The following is an 18528-nucleotide window of genomic DNA, read 5'->3' as shown; positions in this document are numbered from 1 at the left end:
TCCATACCGTTGACAGTCATGTCGGCCAAATCAGTTCTTCAGCCGGTAGCCAGTGCGGAATATCCACCAGATACCCGCCAGGCATAACAGCATGAAGACCAGCGTCATGCCGAGACTGACGCCGATGCCGACGTCCGACACGCCATAAAAGCTCCAGCGGAATCCGCTGACCAGATAGACAACGGGATTGAACAAGGTCACCTTCTGCCAGAACGGCGGCAGCATGTTGATCGAATAAAAGCTGCCGCCCAGGAAGGTCAGCGGCGTCACGATCATGATCGGCACCACCTGCAGCTTTTCCCATCCATCGGCCCAGACACCAATGATGAAGCCGAACAGGCAAAAGGTAAGCGAGGTCAGCGCCAGAAATCCCAGCATCCACCATGGATGCACGATCGTATAATCGACGAACAGCCATGAGGTCAGCAGGATGATCAAGCCGAGGATTACCGACTTGCTCGCGGCCGCGCCGACATAGCCGATCACGATCTCGAATGCGGATATCGGTGCGGACAGCACTTCATAGATCGTCCCCGCCCACTTGGGCATATAGATGCCAAACGATGCGTTGGAGATGCTCTCGGTCAGCACCGACAGCATGATCAGGCCGGGTACGATATAGGCGCCGTAGCTGATGCCATCGATCTCCGCCATGCGCGTACCGATCGCCGAACCGAACACGATGAAATATAGCGAGGTCGAAATCACCGGCGACGCGATGCTCTGCAGCAGAGTGCGCCAGGTACGCGCCATTTCAAAAATATAGATTGCCTTGATCGCGTGCAGATTCATGCATTCCCCCTCACCAGGCTGACGAAGATATCTTCCAGCGAGCTTTCGCTGGTTTGCAGGTCGCGGAAATGAATGCCATGTTCGCCAAGCCGCCGCAGCAAGTCCGGAATGCCCATGCGCTCGCCTTGCGCATCGAAGGTATAGACCAGCTGGTTGCCGTCTTCCGACAGTTCGAGCCGATAGCCGGCAAGCTCGGCGGGCACCGATGCAAGCGCCTGCTGAAGATGCAGCGTCAACTGCTTCTTGCCCAGCTTTTGCATGAGTGCGGTTTTTTCTTCCACCAGCAGGATTTCTCCCTTGTTGATGACGCCGATACGATCCGCCATTTCTTCGGCTTCCTCGATGTAATGGGTAGTGAGGATGATGGTGACGCCGCTTTCGCGCAGGCGGCGCACCATGTCCCACATGTCGCGCCGCAGCTCGACATCAACGCCGGCCGTCGGTTCGTCCAGGAACAGGATGGTGGGTTCGTGACTGAGCGCCTTGGCGATCATCACCCGGCGTTTCATGCCTCCCGACAGCGTCATGATCTTGGAATCGCGCTTGGCCCATAGCGACAGGTCTTTCAGTACCTTTTCGAGGTAGGCATCGTTCGGCGCCTTGCCGAACAGGCCGCGGCTGAACTTGACGGTGTCCCATACGGTTTCGAAAGCATCGGTGGACAATTCCTGCGGCACGAGTCCGATTTTCTTGCGCGCGGCGCGGTAATCACGCGCGATGTCGTGTCCGTCGGCCACTACCTTGCCGCTACTGGCATTGACAATGCCGCAAATAATGCTGATGAGCGTGGTCTTGCCTGCGCCGTTTGGCCCGAGCAAGGCGAATATTTCGCCACGACGGATCTGGAGGTTGACGCTGTTGAGCGCCTTAAAGCCGGATGCATAAGTCTTTGTCAGCGAGTCGACGGCGATAACTGGTTGCACTTGTTCCCCTGTCATTCAATCAATGGCCAACATGTTAAGCCATTGCCGTAACTCGCGTCGAAATGCATATCGCATCGGCACATTGACGCATGTCTATTTTGTGCCGGGCAACGAGAACTGTTTCGTGTTTGAAGGAACTCAGGAGTAGTTAACCTCGAAGGAGATGCAGCATGCCGATGAACCAGGAGCACGGCCGTGTATGGAAAAAAATCACGGATGTCTATCAACAATGGGATCAGGACCGAAGCAATCTGATGGCGATCGACGATCTGTCGCAGCGCCTGCCAGACATCGACCCCGGTCTGATCATTCAAACCCTTGCCGAGGCAGAAGCGGAAGGCAAGGCTGCGGCATCTGATGAAGGCGGTACATTCCGGCCGGTGCCCAATTATTGACTACGCATATATCTGATAAACAAGGGCTGAACAGGCGTTGCCGTTCAGCCCTTGTCTTTTGTACTTTATTGTTCATCGCAAATTTTTTCTCCGCATCGCATTTTCACCAATCCGCCATTCTTTCGCCACAGCGCATATCAGCGCCATGCGCGCCCAGGCTTTCGCTTCCTTGCCCCCTAATTTCATTTAGCTGTTGCCATAATTGATAACAGTTATCAATGCCTTAACGCATTGTTGTATCAAAATATTTTTGTCGTTGACGGCAGGAACCTTTTCTGTCGGGAAATCTCAGAGCATGCGTGTAGGCAATAGACGTGACGTCACGCAACTTGTGAAATGAGATTGACGGAAAATACAGCAACGATAAACAGAGCATGGACTTCAATGGTCACCGCGGTATGCGTCGCTGCAGCATTAAGCGCATGCGGAGGCGCTCCACCGGACGACGATGGCAATTTGTCCGGTGCACCGATACAAGGCAATCGCACACGAGGCTTTGTCGCAAGCTCAAGCGATTTCAATCCGAAAATCTGGGATCATCATAACTGGGACGAATGCGATTGCGGGCGCAATGCCAATCCATCCAACGCACCCTGGACCGGGGGCAAGTGAATCGAATGACGCTTAACGTGTTGCCGGCGTTCCCTGTAAGGCATCGCGCTCGCGTATGGCTTTTTTCAACATCGCTTCGGCCTGCACCACATCACGCTGCAAGGCTAGCTGGCGCGCATTATAAATTTCATTCAGTCTCGAACCGCCCGATGCATTGCCGGTCCTCTCTCCCGGCAGCGGTTCCACGCCGTTGCGTTGTTTTTTCCTGGCGTCTTCCAGCAGCATTTCCGCTTTTATCACATTCGTGTTCGCTTCATCTTCGCTCTTACGTTTGCTTGCCGCAGCAAGCGGCGGCGTCTTTGTAACTGGCGTCGACTCTACGCGTGGCGGAACGACCGGGCGTTTGCCGGTTTCCGACTTCCAGGTATTGACGTTGGCCGGATCGGGAATAATCGTTTCATCGATCTTTGCGCCCTTGACAGGTTTGTCGGAGTAGATGATTTTTCCATCCGGCATGACTTGCCTATACACCTTGGATGCAGGCTTGCCAATGGTGGCAGGGGCTGTCAATTCCTGTGCAACGGCAAGCAGGGGAATGGATGCAAGCAGCAAGGCAAGCACTTGAAGCGCAATGCGTGGTCTCATGGCGGCACTCCTTTGAAAACAGCTTAGCAATAAGCGCGATGTCGTTTGATGATAATCAGCAAATGCGCTCTCTGTGAGTAGCGATTGGCATCGATTGAACCCTTGCTTCGCTTGCGCAAGTACAACGTGCAGCATGAGAGACCCGTCATACTGCATGGAACAAGCAACCACTGTGCTTCTCTGATGATTGCGGGTTGTATGCGGATCGCAAACGAACTGGCATCGCTGCCGGCCATCATAAGATCATCACAAGAAGGAAAGCAGTCCAGTGAGTCAACAATGGACCAAAGGCAACCAATTTTCGCTACTCGAAAATGGCGAGGAATTCTTTCCGCGCGTATTTGAAGTCATTGCGGCTGCGCGCCATGAAGTGTTGATTGAAACATTCATCCTGTACGAAGATAAGGTAGGAACGCGGCTGCATGCCGTATTGATGGAAGCAGCACAGCGTGGTGTGCAGGTTGACATCACCATCGATGCATTCGGTTCACCCGATTTGTCGGACGACTTTATTTCATCCCTCACGCAGGCAGGGGTACGGTTGCATGTATTCGACCCTGCGCCCATGCTGTTTCGAAGAATAAATTACTTTCGCCGCATGCATCGCAAGCTGGTGGTGGTCGATGGCGCCCGCGCATTTATCGGGGGCATCAACTATTCTGCAGATCATCTCGGGGATTACGGACCCGAGGCGAAACAAGACTATGCGGTCGAAGCAGAAGGCCCGATCGTGGCCGACATTCACCAGTTCATGCATCAGGCCATCCGAGACGGCTCGCCGCGTCGGCACTGGTTCCAGCGCAAGCCCGCATTGCCGGCGGCAGTGAAACCCGCACACGCCGGCAATGCCGATGCTATTTTCATCTGGCGCGATAACCGCCAGCACCGCGACGATATCGAACGCCAGTACCGGCTGGCGATCCGTTTGGCGCGCAAGCGCGTCATTATCGCGAACGCCTATTTCTTTCCCGGTTATGTATTTCTGCGTAATCTGCGCAACGCTGCGCGGCGCGGTGTCGAAGTGTCGCTCATCCTGCAAGGCAATCCCGACATGGCAATTGTTCAGACTGCCGCTGCCATGCTGTATCACTATCTATTGCGCGGCGACGTAAGAATTTATGAATATTGCGATCGGCCCTTGCATGGCAAGGTGGCGGTCGTCGACGACGAGTGGGCAACAGTCGGTTCCAGCAATCTCGACCCGCTTAGTCTGGCACTGAATCTCGAAGCCAACGTGATGATTCGCGATCCAGAATTCAACCGGCAGCTTGGCGAAAACTTGCAGGAGCTGATGAGCAACAGCTGCAAGCGGATCGAAGCCAAAGACCTGACCGAGTCCAGCGCCTGGCGTCAGTTCAGGAGCTTTTTCCTGTTCCATGTATTGCGACGCTATCCATCATGGGCCGGCCTGCTGCCGGCCCATGCGCCAAGGCTGGCATCGTTGCCGGTATCGAAGGCCGTGCACGATGGCGCCGACCGACTGGAAGACAAGGCGTGCCCATGAACGCAGAGGCGGACCGACGCCCCGTTGCGCCGTCGGATCAACCAGCAGGGCATGGTTTGACTTCGAAGCCATGGTGGCCTTGGACAAAGCGCCTGCTGACGCTCGCATTCTTTACGCTGGTCGGATATCTGCTGATCACGCAGGCACGCACGATCGAATGGGATGAGGTATTCGACACCATGCGGCGGCGGCCGCTGCAAGGCATATTGATCGCCGCCGCCTTCGGTGCGGCAAGCTATACGCTGTACAGCTGTTTCGACCTGATCGGTCGCTACACCACCGGCCACCAGCTTGGTGTGCGACAAGTAATGACGGTCAACTTCATCAGCTATGCATTCAATCTCAACCTGGGTTCGCTGGTGGGCGGCGTGGCGTTTCGCTACCGGCTTTACTCGCGGCTAGGCCTCGATGCGGAAGTCACGACCCGGGTGGTCGCGATGAGCATGCTGACGAACTGGCTCGGCTATCTGTTGCTGGCCGGCCTGGTGTTCGTGTGGCGGCCCATTCCTGTGCCGGAAGACTGGAAGCTGGATGTGCTGGGTTTGCGCATACTCGGGGGCGTGCTTCTGGCGCTGGCATTTGCTTACCTTGTACTGTGCGCAACCATGCGCAAGCGCAGCTGGAATATAAAAGGACATGAGCTCACCTTGCCTTCGCTGCGGCTTGCATTGCTGCAGCTGATGATGTCATCGGCAAACTGGCTGTTGATCAGCGCCGTGATGTACATGCTGCTTGAACAGAAAATTGCATTTCCTGTCGTGCTAGGGGTATTGCTGGTGGCCGCCATCGCCGGTGTGATTACTCACGTGCCGGCCGGACTTGGTGTGCTTGAAGCCGTATTCGTCACGCTGCTTTCGGATCAGGTCTCCAAAAGCGAATTGCTGGCGGCGCTGCTTACGTATCGGGCAATTTACTATCTGGCACCCCTTGCGGTGGCGACCGTGGTGTACCTGCTGGTCGAGGCGGTGGCAAGAAAAAAAGCGAACAATTAAAAACTGGAAACGATCCGCTTCAATGCGCCTTGCAATCGTGCGTGCCGCTCCTACAATCATTCTTTCTACGCTAGCTGAGAAAAGGAGTCGATATGGAGCCGGATCACAATATGCAACGTGCCGCAGGGGGCTTTCCGGTGGACCGGCCGGTCGATGCCCTGAAAGCCGACCATTCGCTGATCCGCCAACTATTTGAGACTTACCGGAACACGCAGGATTTGAGCCAGAAGAAAGAAATCGGACCACGCATTTTGCTGCTGCTCGAGATGCATACATCAATGGAAGAGGGCGTATTCTATCCACGTGTGAGCGATATCGCGGCCAGCCTGGTCGACCGGTGCGAGGCAGACCACCAACAGGCAAAGCAGCTGATGACAAGACTGGGCACAATGGAAGAGGGGGATCCGCAGACCGAGCAACTGTTTCGCGAACTGGCGGATGCGATGCTCAGGCACATCGAATTTGAAGAGCAGCAGCTCTTTCCGAGAGTACAGCAATCCGGGTTGGACATGCATGCGATCGGAATGGATATGCGGGCTTTTGAAAACAGTCTGTTCGCGTCCGGCGATCAGCCCATGCACCGACGCGGTATCCGGCAATAGCAGCCGTAACAGCAGCACTGGAGGAACCGGCGGGGCCGGAACCACCTCGTCCAGCGGGCGCACAGATTGTCCGCCATCGGCTGCTGGCACCTCTGGCGCCAGCAGCAGCGGCGCGTCCGGCTTGGGCGCGACGACAAGCCAGACCTCTCCCGGCGTCGGCACCATGGGTAGCGGTTCCAGTGGTTCGCCCAGCGGTCCCGGGATCAGTGGACCGACAAACGGCTTAGGACGCTAAACGATCCAAGCCCATGCGGACACACCTGCGTTATGGCAGATGTGTCCTATTTAACTCTATAGAAGCAAGCACTGTAGCGCCAGTCAATGCCCGCAGCCGTCAGTACGCACTGCGTTGTTGACGCCGACGCATCTGCCACACCGCCGCCAATGCAAGGCCGGTGCCGAGCACGACGGCGCGCGTTGTGCGGGGATGCGTCATTGCGCTGGTGTAGTAGCTGGTTTCACGTGGCGGCACACCCACCCCGCCGCGCTCCAGCAAATCGGTTTTGTGGGTGTACAGACTGTTGTTGTCGCGGTCTCCGGCCGGCTGGTCGGATTTCATCAAGCGGTAAATGAAACGTTCCATGCCCTTGTCCATCACACGCGGCATGTAATGCGCGCCAGCCCCCATCATCTTGGCGCGGCTGCCGACATACATGTCGCGCACCGGGTTTTGGGCCACATAGAGAAGGGCGTCGGCAACCACGTGCGGTGCATAAACCGGGGGCGGCAACTTGGGTTCGTATTCAAGGTAATTCTTGGCATGGGCAACGAACATCGTATCGATTGCGGCCGGCTTGATCAGCGTGACCGACACCGGCGCGCCTTCTTCTTCCAGTTCCATGCGCAGCGAATCGGTAAAGCCTTTTACCGCATGCTTGGATGCGGAATACGCACCCATCAAGGGAAGCGCACGGTCCGATACGTCGCTGCCAACATTGATCAATGCGCCGCCGCGCTGCTTCAGGTGTTGCACAGCGATCAGCGACCCGTGCACGACGCCCCAGAAATTGACGTCGAACAGGCGGCGCATGTCCTCGATCGATACTTCTTCATTCTTGCCGAAGATGCCCACGCCGGCAATATTGAACCAGGTGTCGAAGCCGCCAAAACGGGCAATGGCCGCATCGGCAACGCGGCGCAAATCGGATTCATTCGCCACATCGGCGACCACATACATGCATTCCGCACCTTGCAGGTTCAAGTCGTCGCTTACCACCCTGAGCGCATCTTCGTTGCGTGCGACCAATACCAGTTTGGCGCGCTGCCTGGCCGCCTTGCGCGCGGTCGATAGGCCGATACCGCTGGTGGCGCCGGTCATGACGATGACCTGTTCCGACAGTTTCTTCAGTTGAATATTCATGACAGACTCCCGGGAAGAGTCGTGGCAATCGCGAGAAACGTGCCATGCGCTTGTTCAATCCATTCAAGGGGGCGTCCAACATGTAGAGATCGCTCAAATACTGCGCATCGGTGGCGAGCCGGAAAAGCGGTAGCCTTCTGCATATGAACTTATTACGTATGGATGGGCGATTCCTACAAGGAGAAAACGGTGTAAAGGACGCCCGTGCAGGCAAGTGCAAGTTCTGGAAAGTTGCCTGAAGCCATGGAGCCAACATGAAGCTGATCACATGGAATATTCAATGGGGCCGTGGTGCGGACGGCCGCGTCGATATTGATCGCATCATCACGCATGCGCGCCGTATCGCAGACTTCGATGTGCTGTGCCTGCAAGAAGTGTCTTCGGGCTATGCCGAATTGCCGGGAAATGACGAACGCAATCAGTTCGAGGAAATCGCGCGTCGTTTGCCCGGCTTCCACGCAATCGCCGGCAAGGCCGTCGATGCTTCAGGGCCGGGAGGCGGTCGTCGCAGTTTCGGCAACATGATGCTTTCGCGCTTTGCTGTTGGCCCGGTATTCCGGCATCTACTTCCCTGGCCGGTCGACCCCGGCAAGAAGAGCATGCAAAGGATAGCGCTGGAAGCAAGCCTGCAAACGCCGCTCGGCGCCGTGCGGATTACCGTTACCCATCTTGAGTACTACTCCGCGCTGCAGCGCTGTGCACAGGTCGAACGCTTGCGCGAGCTGCATCGTGAAGCCGTTGCCCATGCGGCGATGCCGGATGCCGGCTCGACTTCCGATGGTCCTTTCTTTCATCCGGGACGCGGCAAGCAGGCGATCCTGCTAGGCGATTTCAATTGTCGACCTGATTCGGAAGAGCGAAGGAATTTGCTCGCAGACTTTGACGACGGCACGCCGCCGTATCGTGATGCGTCGACGCTGCTTTATCCCGGGCAGCCGCATGCGCCGACGGTGGGGCTCTACGACAAGGTGCAATGGCCCGGCGATCCATTCACCTGCGATTTCGTATTTATCAGCGACGACCTTGCGCCGCGCGTACGTCGGATACATGTCGATGATCAGAGCGATGCATCCGATCATCAGCCCGTGTTGCTGGAGATCGGCGAGGAATGACGGAGATTCTTGCGCGCCGGTTTCTTGAGCACCGATTATTTTCTGGACTTGGCCGACCGCTTCGATGGATTGGAAGTGTGCGATTTCCTGTGCTGTTCGAAAATCGTTTTCGCATCTCGTTCGGCCCGCTCCTGCGTGCGCATTTCGGGCAGGTCGTCGTGCAAGGTGAAAAAGTCGGCGGCCTGTACGCGCATCACGAGCTTGATCGCTTCTTCATCGCTCATGTTGAACATTTCGGTGAGCAGGGTAGTGACTTCGTCTAGATATTCTTCGTAGGTCATGGGTAGAGTCTTATAGATAATCGGCTGGCAAAAGAAACTTACCGCAATTATGGCGCGCACGCCATTGCAAAATGAAAACAAGAAACTTTTGCAAAGGCTCCTAAATTGACAGTGCTTTCATTCATTGTGATCAAGAACAATTGACAAAACATAAGCACTCTTGCCAAACCGCTTGGAATCTTCCCGGAAAATGGCATAACGTAGTTTATGGTCGTGCAGTGCGGTCTGCAGGCATGCATTTCGTAGCGAACGTGTTCGACTCGTCCCGAAGGGGGGCATATGAAAAAAGCTGCCGGAACACTGTTTATCCTGGCGTTGCTGGGCGTTGCGGCATTTGCGTTTTTCTTGTGGATGCAGGGGCCGACCTATCAGCCGCCACAGGTGATGCCTTCGGATGTGCCGCCGCCAACCGCTGCGGTCGAAGGGGCAATACGCTATCCGCTTCCGGAAACGCAGAACGAATCGCTGCCTGCCCTGGGAAAAAGCGATTCGGTGGCATTCGCGATGCTGTCCGAACTTGTCGGCGGCGCCGCGGCAAAGCAATTCTTCCAGCCCCAGGAAATCATTCGTCGCATCGTGGTCACGGTGGATAACCTCCCGCGTCCCATCGTCTCGGCCCAAATGATGCCGACGACGCCGGTGCCCGGAAAATTCCGTATCAATGGGAAGAGTGAAAACCTGACCATGGCCGAGACAAATTTCAAGCGCTACACACCGTTTGTCCGCCTCCTCGACCTGGTGGATGCCAAACAGCTGGCGGAGGCCTATATCCGGTTCTATCCATTGTTCCAGAGTGCGTATCGGGACCTCGGTTATCCGAAAGGCTATTTCAATGACCGGCTGGTGGTGGTGATCGATCATGTGCTTGCCGCGCCGCCCAGCGAAGGAAAGATCGCGCTGGTGCAGCCGCATATCTTTTACAAGTATGCCGATCCGGAGCTGGAATCGCTGTCCGCGGGTCACAAGCTGATGATCCGCATGGGCAACGACAATGCCCAGAGAGTCAAGGCGAAGCTGCGGGAAATCCGTGGCGAGCTGGTCAAGGGCAGTGTTACGCCGCAGCGGCAATAACGACAACGAAATACCGCTGACTGGCCTATTGCGTCAATGCTTGATGGTTGCGAAGCATTACACTAGGTTCTTTACGCGGTTATCTTAAGCCGGTCATCGCTCCCGATTGAACCATGAGCCAGCCAGAAAGTCGTGTCGACATGAACCTGTTCCGCATACTGGACGCCGTCTATACCCATGGCGGAATCGGTGGCGCGGCGCGCGCGCTTCATCTGACTCAGCCTGCGATTACGCACTCGCTCAACCGTCTGCGCGAACTTCTCGACGACCCGCTGTTCGTCCGGCAGGGCAACCGCATGGTGGCAACCACCAAGACCAAGATGATCATCCCCAAGGTGCAATTGCACCTGAACGGCTTGCGTGAAATGGTGCACCTGCAAGAGACCTTCGAACCGGCGAACGTGGAGATGTCCTTTACCGTCGGTGCCCACGATCCGTTTGAATGGGTCTATCTGCCACTACTAGCCGCGCGACTGGAACGGATCGCACCGCGCGTCAAGATGATCAGCATGGACGCCAACCGGACCGACATAGAACGCGAACTGGCCGGGGGCGGCATGGATCTGGCGATCGATCGCCCGCTGCACATGAAAGGGCGTGCAATACTTTTCCTGGAGCGGCGCCAAGCCTTACACCAATCTGCTCGATCCTATCGATCCGACACTCGCGCTGACATCGCTGGCCTTCGGTTTCGCAAAGAACGACGGCTTGGTCAGCAGTTGTTCAAGTCGTCTCGGCCGGGTGATTCGCGACGATTATGCGATGAACCACCTGGACGAAGTGAATCAGACGGCCGGCCTGGTCAACATCTTTGAGGTCAATCCCGTCACGCTGTTTCGTCAACATGCAAATCGCCTGAAGAACCTCGGTCTGTAATCCGGCGATGAGCAGAATCACACTGAAAGTGTGGCACGGGGCAGCAGCCATTAGCGCTGCCCTGATGCTGTGGCTGGCGCTGATGCCGCGTGAGGAACTCGCGCCCATGCAAGCCTCGCCGGAGCCGAATCTCTTTGCCTTTGTCCGTTCGCTTGAAGGAACGCGGCCCGATGGCAACTTGCAGATCGATGGCGGCGATCTGGTCGTCAGTGCCGAACTGGTTCGCATGTTTGACTATTACCTAGCCGCGACAGGAGAAAAGCCGCTGCAGGCGATACGTGCAGAAATCGAGCATGACATCGATACAAGATTGAAAGGACGTGCTGCCGAACAGGCGCGGCAATTGTTGACCCGCTATGTCGATTACAAGCATGCGCTGCTGGACATCGACACCAAGCCGGTTTCCGGTGCGGTCGGCGGCACGGCCGTACGGCAACGCTTCGCGGCGATGCAGGAAGTCAGGCTGCGCTTTTTTTCGCAGCAGGAAATCGAGGCCATGTTCGCAATGGAAGACGCGGGTGCGCTCGATGCGATCGCACGTCTCGAAATTCGGCAGGATCAATCGCTGACAAGCGAGGAAAAACAAATTCGGCTTGCCGCACTCGATGCATCGCTCGCGCCGGCACTGCGCGATGCAAGGGAAGAACCGATGAAAATCGTCAGACTGGAACAATCGATCGCGAACATGCGCAATAGCGGCGCAAGCGAAGACGAGATTTACCGTGCGCGTGCTGCGGCATTGAATCCGGAAGCCGCCGCGAGGTTATCGGAGCTTGATCGGGACGAGGAAAGCTGGAACAAGAGGATCGCCGATTACCGCTCGCAACGTCAGTGCATATTGAATGCTGCGATGCCATTGTCGGAGGCGAACCGCGCCACGGCACTTGAACAGTTGCGCCAGAGCGGCTTTACGCCGGAAGAGCAATTGCGGCTGGCTGCTTATGAGTAAAGAGAGTGTTATTGACAGACATTTTTCACGATGCATTTGCGCTACATCCGATAGTACCGGCAAGTCCTGGTTTTTGACGGGTAAATCATCTCGCGTGAAACCGGCGTCACCGTTTACACATGGAAACCATTTTCCGACTGGAGAGAATAGAGAAAGGTGGAGATGTCTCCCAACGCGTTATTGGTATTTTCACGGTGCCGGTTGGAACATAGATTTTCGGGTGCGGTCATAAACTTGGTATCGCGTTATGACACCACGCGCCCACGGCGCTTCCTTGGCTGAAGCATGCATCAAGGGCCTGCTTGAATGCTTGTTGCGCCGCTGTTCGGCCCCAGTTATCACACAGGCGTCATGACCTCCGTTACCTGAAGCCGAGGGACGACAGGATGCAAGACTCATTTCAGCTGCCGGTCGAACAATGTGCGCTTGGCATTCTGTGGCTTGGTGCAGACGGCATCATTACGCATGCCAATGACGCATCCATGCACCTGACCGGGGCTACCGTAGAGGCAATGATCGGAAAACCGATCTGGGCTTACATCGTCGAACTGGATTCCACGGCGTGGAAGGAACTCAGCAAATCCGTCACAGCAGAAAAATCAAAGCAGTTACAAGTCACGATCCGGATGGACAATCGGGGAAGCGCCTCGGCAGAGGCACATTTCCAACTCATCGACGTTGGCGGATCGACGAGGTTCGCCGTGTTCTTGCAAGGAATTGTAACGCGCGTAAGAACCGAGGAATTGTTCCTGCTCCAGCACAATCTGCTAGTTGCCGTTGCGCGCGGCGAGTCGCTTGACAAGCTCCTCAACCAGCTCTGCCGAGATGTGGAAAAAATTGCTCCGGAACTGCTCTGTTCCATCATGCTGCTCGATGAGCAGGACCGTGTGCATGTGGTCGCGGCTCCCAGTATTCCGCAAAGCTATGCGCAAGCGCTCGAGGGGGCGCAGATCGGCCCCGATGCCGGTTCCTGCGGAACTGCGCTTTACTTCAACCAGCCGGTGGAAGTCAGCGATATCGCGACCGATCCGCTATGGAAAAATTACCGCGACATGGTTTTGCCGATTGGACTGGTCGCCTCCTGGTCGAGCCCGATCAAATCGCGTGATGGCGGCGTGCTCGGCACGTTCGCGGTGTACTTTCGCGAACCGCGCGAGCCATCGGAATTCCACAAGCAGTTGGTCGCCGTCTGCACCCATCTGACTGGCATCGCGATCGAGCGCAATGAAGCAGACAAGAAGTTGCACGACCTTGCATTTTACGATTCGCTGACGGGCCTGCCGAACAGAAAACTGCTGCGCGACCGTGCGGCGGTGGCGCTTGCCAATGCCGCGCATACCGGCACCCAGCTTGCAATCCTGTTTGTCGACCTGGACCGGTTTAAAGTCATCAACGATGCGCTCGGCCATAGCGGCGGCGATCAGTTCCTGAGGATGATGGCAGAGCAGTTCAATAACGTGGTGCGGCAGGCCGATACCATGAGCCGGCTCGGCAGCGATGAATTCGTGCTGGTACTGCCGCTGTGCGACAGTCTGCAGGCCGCGCATCTGGCACAACGGCTGCTCGAGATTGCCGCCCGGCCGGTACGGATCGAGGACCGCACGTTTACCAGTTCAGCCAGTATCGGCATCAGTCTGTACCCGGACGACGCGACCGACTTCGAATCCCTGTTGCGCTATGCGGATATGGCAATGCATCAGTCCAAGAGTGCCGGCCGAAGCAACTATCGATTCTTCAGTCGCGAACTGAATGCCTCGATTCAGCAGTCTGTGGTGCTGGAGCATGCACTGCGTAGAGCAATCGCGGACCATCGGTTGAGTGTCTACTACCAGCCCAAGATCGATCTGCGGCACGGCACGGTATATGGCGTCGAAGCGCTGGCGCGCTGGTATGACCCGGAACTGGGCGTGGTATCGCCGGTGCGTTTCATTCCGGTCGCGGAAGATTGCGGTTTGATTGGCGAACTCGGCAACTGGGTGCTGGATGAAGCCTGCCGTCAGCTGGCGCAATGGCGTGCCGACGGGCTGGACGTGCCTTCCGTCGCAGTGAATGTATCGGCACGGCAGCTGGTCCAGAAAGACTTGCCTGAGACCATTGCGCAAATCCTGCAGTGTTACGCGCTGGAACCCTCGTCACTGATCCTCGAAATTACCGAAAGCAGCATGATCCAGGACGATGCGCAGCCTCTCAAGGCAATACACGAACTCGGCGTCAAGCTTGCGGTGGACGATTTCGGCACCGGCTATTCGAGCCTCAGTTACCTGAAACGTTTTCCCGTACATGAACTGAAACTGGACCAGAGTTTTGTGCATCATCTGGCGAGCAATAAGGACGATCGGGAATTGGCATCCGCAGTGATCAATATTGGTCGCGCGCTGCATCTGACGGTCGTGGCCGAAGGCGTCGAAAATCAGGATCAACTCAGTTTTTTGCATGCGCAGCACTGCGACGTGGTACAAGGGTATTATTACAGTCCGCCGCTGTCGGCACATGACTTTCACAACTGGATGTTGGCGCGACGCTGACTCAGGAATTCACGGCCAGGACAACAACCAGGAGTTCTGGCCACAATCGGCATTGCATTGAGGCATGCGCGCCTGGCAAGCGGGCGCTCATTTCAGCAAGCTTTATAGGGTTGCCATCATTGCCATGCATGATCCGGAGCAGGTATTTTCCTGTGGTGCATAAAATTGCATTTCCCTCATTCAAGACGGCAAAAGCCGAATGCTTGTTAAATACACCATAGAAGCGAGATCGGTATAATTTGCCAGCTGAATACTTGAAGGCAGACATGATCATCCCTACCGAACCGATTGGCAGCATCCCACGGCCTTTATGGCTGATCGAAGCGCTTGAACGACAGGAAGGGACATCGGTATTGCTTGACGACGCCTATGAAACTGCCATACGGGAAACCATTGCACGCTTCGAAGAAACCGGTTCGCCTGTCATCACTGACGGGGAGCAAAAGAAATTCCATAACTTCTGGACGTACTGCGTTCATGGTTTGCCGAATACCGCTCCCGACGGGTTTCGCATACCTTTCACGGCTGGACATACCCGGCGTATGCCACGCCTGACCGCAGGACCATTCCGCTACAAGCAGTACGCGGACGACTATGTCGAAGCTGCGATGCGATATACCAAGACCCCCCTGAAGCAAGCTGTCATTTCGCCTTCTGCGCTGAGCCTGATGTATCCGGCCGAAGGTATTCCTGATTATCCGCGCGAGCAATTTATCGACGAATTGCTGCACGAACATGAAATGGAAGTCAGGCGTTGCCTGGGAAAAGGCGCGTATCGTGTGCAAATCGATTTCACCGAAGGTCGGCTGGCAATGAAGATTGATCCATCTGGAAATCTTCTCAACAGCTTTATTGATTTGAACAATCTGGCGTTGTCGCGCTTTTCGCCGGAAGACCGCAGACGCATCGGCGTGCATACCTGCCCGGGTGGCGATCGCGATTCAACGCATAGCGCTGATGTCGATTACGCCGAGCTCCTTCCTAGCCTGTTCGAGCTTAAAGCGGGAAATTTCTACATCGCGCTGGCAAGAGAAGCGGATCGCGAACGGGTGCTTCGCATCATCCAGCGTTACATGAAGCCGGACCAGCACATCTTCGTCGGCGTGATTGATCCCCTTGATCCGCGCATTGAAACCGCACAGGAAGTGTGCGATCGCGTTCTTGAGGCCGCGAAATATATTCCGCTTTCACAGCTGGGTACCACGGATGACTGCGGCTTTTCCCCGTTTTGCGACGATACCTCGACCAGTCGCGATACGGCTTTTGCAAAGATTGCGGCACGGGTGGCCGGAACGCGCCTTGCTTCGGAGATATTGAGCGCGAAGTAATGGAAAACAATGATAACGAAGAGAATTTGCTGCGTTCAGTCGCGCTGCAGAATGCGCAGACGATTCTCGCCGCACGCCAGCGCGCCGAAGAAGAATTGCTGCAGGCAAAGGCAGCGCTGGAAAAAAAGACCAGCGAACTAGCTCATTCGCTTGCAATGGTGCGGGCTACGCTCGAAGCAACGACAGATGGCATTCTCGTTACCGACAATGCTGGTACGGTGATCGACTTCAATGAGAAATTCGTTGCCTTCTGGCGGATCTCACCCGTGATTCTTCAACAGAAGCTGTATCGATTGCTCCAGGACTCCATGGCGGCGCAGTGTCTGGACCCGTATAGCTTTCTGGCGAAAGAAGAGAGCATTCATTCCCATTCTCCGACCGAAAGCGTCGACATTTTGCCGCTTTCCGACGGCAGGATTTGCGAGCGGTATTCACGGCTTCAGGTCGTCGACGGCGCCAGCGTAGGTCGGGTCTGGACCTTCCGGGATGTTACCCAGCAGCGTCGCGTCGAGTTCGCGCTACGCGAAGAGGGCCGTATCCTGGAATTGCTCAACAAGACCGGCACCGCGATCGCGTCGCATTTGAAGCTGGAATCGCTGCTGCAGGAAATCACGGATGCCGCGACGGAACTCAGCGGTGCAAAATTCGGCGCCTTTTTTCATAACAGCAAAGGAGACGGCGGCGAAGTGCTGATGCTGTACACGCTTTCCGGGGCGTCGCGGGAAGCCTTTGAACAACTCGGTCATCCACGCGTCACCGCATTGTTTGGCCCTACCTTTCGAGGCGAACCGCCCATCCGTAGCGACGATATCGTGCATGATCCTCGCTACGGTAAATGGCCTCCTCATCATGGCATGCCGCCAGGTCACCTGCCGGTGCGCAGCTACCTCGCGGTTCCCGTGGTGTCGCGTTCCGGGGAAGTCATAGGAGGACTCTTTTTCGGGCATCCCGAGCCTGGGATATTCACCGAGCGCACCGAGCGTATCCTGGTCGGTATTGCCGCGCAGGCCGCCGTTGCAGTCGACAATGCCCGCCTGTACGAAGCATCCCAGGCCGCCGCTGCGGAGCGTTCCAGGCTCCTTGACAGCGAACGAAGCGCGCGACAGCTTGCGGAAGAACAGAACCGGTCGAAAGACGATTTCCTGGCGATGCTCGGCCATGAACTGCGCAATCCGCTCAGTGCAATCAGCGCGGGCGTAAAAGTAGTGCAATTAGTTGGCCCGACGTCGGAAAAGGCAACGAATGCCTACGACATCATTAGTCGTCAAACCGTACATTTGAACCGCATCGTGGATGACCTGCTTGACGCTGCGCGCATGTTGGCGGGAAAGATCTCGCTTCAAAAACAGCAGATCGACTTGGCCGATGCGGTGAAGACGTGTCTTGCTGCCCTTGAAACTGCGGGTCGGACCGCAGACCACTTCATCGCCGTGTCGCTTGAGCAGGTTCTGGTGGACGCCGACCCGACGCGACTCGAACAGATTATCAGTAATCTCCTTACCAATGCACTCAGGTACACCCCGAGCAGAGGCGTAATTTCGATCTCGGTAGAGGTCAAGGCAGGAGAAGCCGTTCTCACCGTATCCGATAACGGCATCGGCATGTCAGCCAGTCTGATCGATCGCGTGTTTGAGCCCTTCGTGCAGGGAGAGCGCTCTCTTGACCGGTCGCAGGGTGGCTTGGGCATCGGCCTTACGCTGGTGCGGAAGCTCGTCGAGTTACATGGCGGAAGCATCAGCCTGACGAGTTTGGGCATGGGCCATGGAAGTACCGCAACCGTTCATTTGCCGATGTGTGCAATCTTGGCGTCACATACTGAATCAACGCTCTCCACATTGGCAGACAAGCGACGAGCAAAAGTACTGCTGATCGAGGATAACCCGGATGCGCGCGAGATGACTTCCACCATGTTGCAGCTATCCGATTACCATGTAATCCAGGCCGAAAACGGAATGCGGGGCCTTGAACTGGCCGCCATGTATTGTCCCGATGTCGCCGTCATTGACATTGGCTTGCCGGATTTGACTGGCTACGAGGTTGCAAAGCGCCTGCGTGCCGACATTCACTCGCGGGACATGCGTCTCATTGCGCTAACCGGATACAGCGGGCAGGAAGATGTTCAGCGCGCTCTGGACGCCGGCTTTGATAAGCATATGGCCAAGCCGGTAAATTTTTCGCGCCTGGTGAGTGCGCTCGAGTTGCTTACGGCTTCATCCATCTGACTGCTTTCAATCTGATTGCTCTAATCATCCTTGGAGTCAATATCCGCCAGCGATTCACGCCCCCGCGGCGTGAGGTCATGGCCATCGGAAGAAGGGCGCGGTGTAATGTGCCCCTTCTTGGACAGGAAGGTGACGACCCCCGGGTCGAGCTTGGCGAGCGGGTCGTTTGCGACCGCGCGCAGGCCATCGATGCAGCGCTTGATAAATAAAGTCTGCTGACCTTTTTCGGTCAGGACGAGTTGCCCATCCTTCTGGTGCGTTGCGTATTTCAGTCCGATAAGACGTTTGGTGTTTCTGGCCACGCATGCGTTCGGCCGTTCGCCTCTTTTTAGCTTGGTGATCTGGAAGAGTGCTTCATATTCGTCTTTGGTCAAGCTGTCGTCCATTGCGGGGTCCTTT

17 protein-coding genes and 2 pseudogenes are annotated in these 18528 nt (G+C 56.2%); 12 read left to right on the top strand and 7 right to left on the bottom strand.

Annotation, left to right across the window (positions count from 1 at the left end; all coding sequences use genetic code 11):
• Nucleotides 1-30: 30 nt before the first annotated feature.
• Both D3871_RS12710 and D3871_RS12705 read right to left on the bottom strand, forming a co-directional pair.
• Nucleotides 31-792 (bottom strand): ABC transporter permease, encoded by a 762-nt coding sequence (locus D3871_RS12710; protein WP_119769226.1) that lies wholly within the window; start codon nt 790-792, stop codon nt 31-33.
• Nucleotides 789-1715 (bottom strand): ABC transporter ATP-binding protein, encoded by a 927-nt coding sequence (locus D3871_RS12705; RefSeq protein ID WP_233575594.1) that lies wholly within the window; start codon nt 1713-1715, stop codon nt 789-791. The genes D3871_RS12710 and D3871_RS12705 overlap by 4 nt, the downstream gene beginning before the upstream one ends.
• A 170-nt stretch (nt 1716-1885) precedes the next feature.
• Here D3871_RS12705 and D3871_RS12700 point away from each other — a divergent pair, with 170 nt between their 5' ends.
• Complete coding sequence (locus D3871_RS12700) at nt 1886-2110, top strand: hypothetical protein (RefSeq protein ID WP_119769224.1); 225 nt, start codon at nt 1886-1888, stop codon at nt 2108-2110.
• Between the two features lie 624 nt (nt 2111-2734).
• On the opposite strand, the gene D3871_RS12690 is transcribed toward D3871_RS12700, so the two are convergent.
• Complete coding sequence (locus D3871_RS12690; RefSeq protein WP_119769222.1) at nt 2735-3307, bottom strand: hypothetical protein; 573 nt, start codon at nt 3305-3307, stop codon at nt 2735-2737.
• 268 nt (nt 3308-3575) lie between these two features.
• On the opposite strand from D3871_RS12690, the gene clsB reads away from it, so the two are divergent.
• From clsB to D3871_RS12675, 3 genes are all read left to right on the top strand, one after another.
• Complete coding sequence (gene clsB / locus D3871_RS12685) at nt 3576-4811, top strand: cardiolipin synthase ClsB (protein WP_119769221.1); 1236 nt, start codon at nt 3576-3578, stop codon at nt 4809-4811.
• On the top strand, nt 4808-5803 hold the full coding sequence (locus tag D3871_RS12680) for a lysylphosphatidylglycerol synthase domain-containing protein (protein WP_119769220.1): 996 nt from the start codon (nt 4808-4810) through the stop codon (nt 5801-5803). Before clsB ends, D3871_RS12680 begins: the two co-directional genes overlap by 4 nt.
• A 92-nt stretch (nt 5804-5895) precedes the next feature.
• Nucleotides 5896-6405: a hemerythrin domain-containing protein gene (locus D3871_RS12675; RefSeq protein ID WP_119769219.1), complete on the top strand. Its 510-nt coding sequence runs from the start codon at nt 5896-5898 to the stop codon at nt 6403-6405.
• 334 nt (nt 6406-6739) lie between these two features.
• Here the strand turns inward: D3871_RS12675 and D3871_RS12670 are convergent, their stop codons facing one another.
• The gene (locus D3871_RS12670) at nt 6740-7765 is read right to left on the bottom strand and encodes an SDR family oxidoreductase (RefSeq protein WP_119769218.1); all 1026 of its coding nucleotides are present in this window, start codon (nt 7763-7765) and stop codon (nt 6740-6742) included.
• A gap of 254 nt (nt 7766-8019) precedes the next feature.
• On the opposite strand from D3871_RS12670, the gene D3871_RS12665 reads away from it, so the two are divergent.
• Nucleotides 8020-8877 carry an endonuclease/exonuclease/phosphatase family protein gene (locus D3871_RS12665; protein WP_119769217.1) on the top strand — a complete coding sequence of 286 codons (858 nt, stop codon included), beginning with the start codon at nt 8020-8022 and terminating at the stop codon, nt 8875-8877.
• Nucleotides 8878-8912: 35 nt separating this feature from the next.
• Here the strand turns inward: D3871_RS12665 and D3871_RS12660 are convergent, their stop codons facing one another.
• Nucleotides 8913-9158 (bottom strand): hypothetical protein, encoded by a 246-nt coding sequence (locus tag D3871_RS12660; protein WP_119769216.1) that lies wholly within the window; start codon nt 9156-9158, stop codon nt 8913-8915.
• 279 nt (nt 9159-9437) lie between these two features.
• On the opposite strand from D3871_RS12660, the gene D3871_RS12655 reads away from it, so the two are divergent.
• The 5 genes and pseudogenes from D3871_RS12655 (at nt 9438) to D3871_RS12635 (ending at nt 14579) form a co-directional block, all read left to right on the top strand.
• The gene (locus tag D3871_RS12655) at nt 9438-10229 is read left to right on the top strand and encodes a DUF3014 domain-containing protein (protein ID WP_119769215.1); all 792 of its coding nucleotides are present in this window, start codon (nt 9438-9440) and stop codon (nt 10227-10229) included.
• A 113-nt stretch (nt 10230-10342) separates the two neighbouring features.
• Nucleotides 10343-10480, top strand: a pseudogene (locus D3871_RS30845) (helix-turn-helix domain-containing protein); the annotation flags it as partial.
• A gap of 340 nt (nt 10481-10820) precedes the next feature.
• A pseudogene (locus D3871_RS12645) lies at nt 10821-11105 on the top strand (lipase); the annotation flags it as partial.
• A gap of 7 nt (nt 11106-11112) precedes the next feature.
• Nucleotides 11113-12054, top strand: a complete 942-nt coding sequence (locus tag D3871_RS12640; RefSeq protein WP_119769214.1) for a lipase secretion chaperone — start codon at nt 11113-11115, stop codon at nt 12052-12054.
• Nucleotides 12055-12440: 386 nt separating this feature from the next.
• The gene (locus tag D3871_RS12635) at nt 12441-14579 is read left to right on the top strand and encodes a sensor domain-containing protein (protein ID WP_119769213.1); all 2139 of its coding nucleotides are present in this window, start codon (nt 12441-12443) and stop codon (nt 14577-14579) included.
• Nucleotide 14580: 1 nt separating this feature from the next.
• On the opposite strand, the gene D3871_RS12630 is transcribed toward D3871_RS12635, so the two are convergent.
• Nucleotides 14581-14847 (bottom strand): hypothetical protein, encoded by a 267-nt coding sequence (locus tag D3871_RS12630; RefSeq protein ID WP_147376803.1) that lies wholly within the window; start codon nt 14845-14847, stop codon nt 14581-14583.
• Between D3871_RS12630 and D3871_RS12625 the strand changes: the two genes are divergently transcribed.
• Together D3871_RS12625 and D3871_RS12620 are read left to right on the top strand one after the other, a co-directional pair.
• Entirely contained in the window at nt 14846-15907 is a 1062-nt protein-coding gene (locus tag D3871_RS12625) for a uroporphyrinogen decarboxylase/cobalamine-independent methonine synthase family protein (RefSeq protein ID WP_119769211.1), read from the top strand. The genes D3871_RS12630 and D3871_RS12625 overlap by 2 nt on opposite strands.
• Nucleotides 15907-18129, top strand: a complete 2223-nt coding sequence (locus D3871_RS12620) for a PAS domain-containing hybrid sensor histidine kinase/response regulator (RefSeq protein ID WP_119769210.1) — start codon at nt 15907-15909, stop codon at nt 18127-18129. The genes D3871_RS12625 and D3871_RS12620 overlap by 1 nt, the downstream gene beginning before the upstream one ends.
• A gap of 20 nt (nt 18130-18149) precedes the next feature.
• Here D3871_RS12620 and D3871_RS12615 read toward each other — a convergent pair whose 3' ends face one another.
• Nucleotides 18150-18515, bottom strand: coding sequence for a hypothetical protein (locus tag D3871_RS12615; protein WP_119769209.1), 366 nt, complete (start codon nt 18513-18515; stop codon nt 18150-18152).
• Nucleotides 18516-18528 lie beyond the last annotated feature (13 nt).

Origin of the sequence: Noviherbaspirillum saxi, from assembly GCF_003591035.1 — a bacterium.
GTDB lineage: Bacteria > Pseudomonadota > Gammaproteobacteria > Burkholderiales > Burkholderiaceae_D > Noviherbaspirillum > Noviherbaspirillum saxi.
This window is presented reverse-complemented; position numbering and strand designations above follow the sequence as displayed.

What these genes read in the sequence shown, in the direction of transcription:
- D3871_RS12710 (WP_119769226.1), bottom strand. Translation starts at nt 792, where the DNA reads ATGAATCTGCACGCGATCAAGGCAATCTATATTTTTGAAATGGCGCGT.
- D3871_RS12700 (WP_119769224.1), top strand. Translation starts at nt 1,886, where the DNA reads ATGCCGATGAACCAGGAGCACGGCCGTGTATGGAAAAAAATCACGGAT.
- D3871_RS12690 (WP_119769222.1), bottom strand. Translation starts at nt 3,307, where the DNA reads ATGAGACCACGCATTGCGCTTCAAGTGCTTGCCTTGCTGCTTGCATCC.
- D3871_RS12680 (WP_119769220.1), top strand. Translation starts at nt 4,808, where the DNA reads ATGAACGCAGAGGCGGACCGACGCCCCGTTGCGCCGTCGGATCAACCA.
- D3871_RS12675 (WP_119769219.1), top strand. Translation starts at nt 5,896, where the DNA reads ATGGAGCCGGATCACAATATGCAACGTGCCGCAGGGGGCTTTCCGGTG.
- D3871_RS12670 (WP_119769218.1), bottom strand. Translation starts at nt 7,765, where the DNA reads ATGAATATTCAACTGAAGAAACTGTCGGAACAGGTCATCGTCATGACC.
- D3871_RS12665 (WP_119769217.1), top strand. Translation starts at nt 8,020, where the DNA reads ATGAAGCTGATCACATGGAATATTCAATGGGGCCGTGGTGCGGACGGC.
- D3871_RS12660 (WP_119769216.1), bottom strand. Translation starts at nt 9,158, where the DNA reads ATGACCTACGAAGAATATCTAGACGAAGTCACTACCCTGCTCACCGAA.
- D3871_RS12655 (WP_119769215.1), top strand. Translation starts at nt 9,438, where the DNA reads ATGAAAAAAGCTGCCGGAACACTGTTTATCCTGGCGTTGCTGGGCGTT.
- D3871_RS12640 (WP_119769214.1), top strand. Translation starts at nt 11,113, where the DNA reads ATGAGCAGAATCACACTGAAAGTGTGGCACGGGGCAGCAGCCATTAGC.
- D3871_RS12635 (WP_119769213.1), top strand. Translation starts at nt 12,441, where the DNA reads ATGCAAGACTCATTTCAGCTGCCGGTCGAACAATGTGCGCTTGGCATT.
- D3871_RS12625 (WP_119769211.1), top strand. Translation starts at nt 14,846, where the DNA reads ATGATCATCCCTACCGAACCGATTGGCAGCATCCCACGGCCTTTATGG.
- D3871_RS12630 (WP_147376803.1), bottom strand. Translation starts at nt 14,847, where the DNA reads ATGTCTGCCTTCAAGTATTCAGCTGGCAAATTATACCGATCTCGCTTC.
- D3871_RS12620 (WP_119769210.1), top strand. Translation starts at nt 15,907, where the DNA reads ATGGAAAACAATGATAACGAAGAGAATTTGCTGCGTTCAGTCGCGCTG.
- D3871_RS12615 (WP_119769209.1), bottom strand. Translation starts at nt 18,515, where the DNA reads ATGGACGACAGCTTGACCAAAGACGAATATGAAGCACTCTTCCAGATC.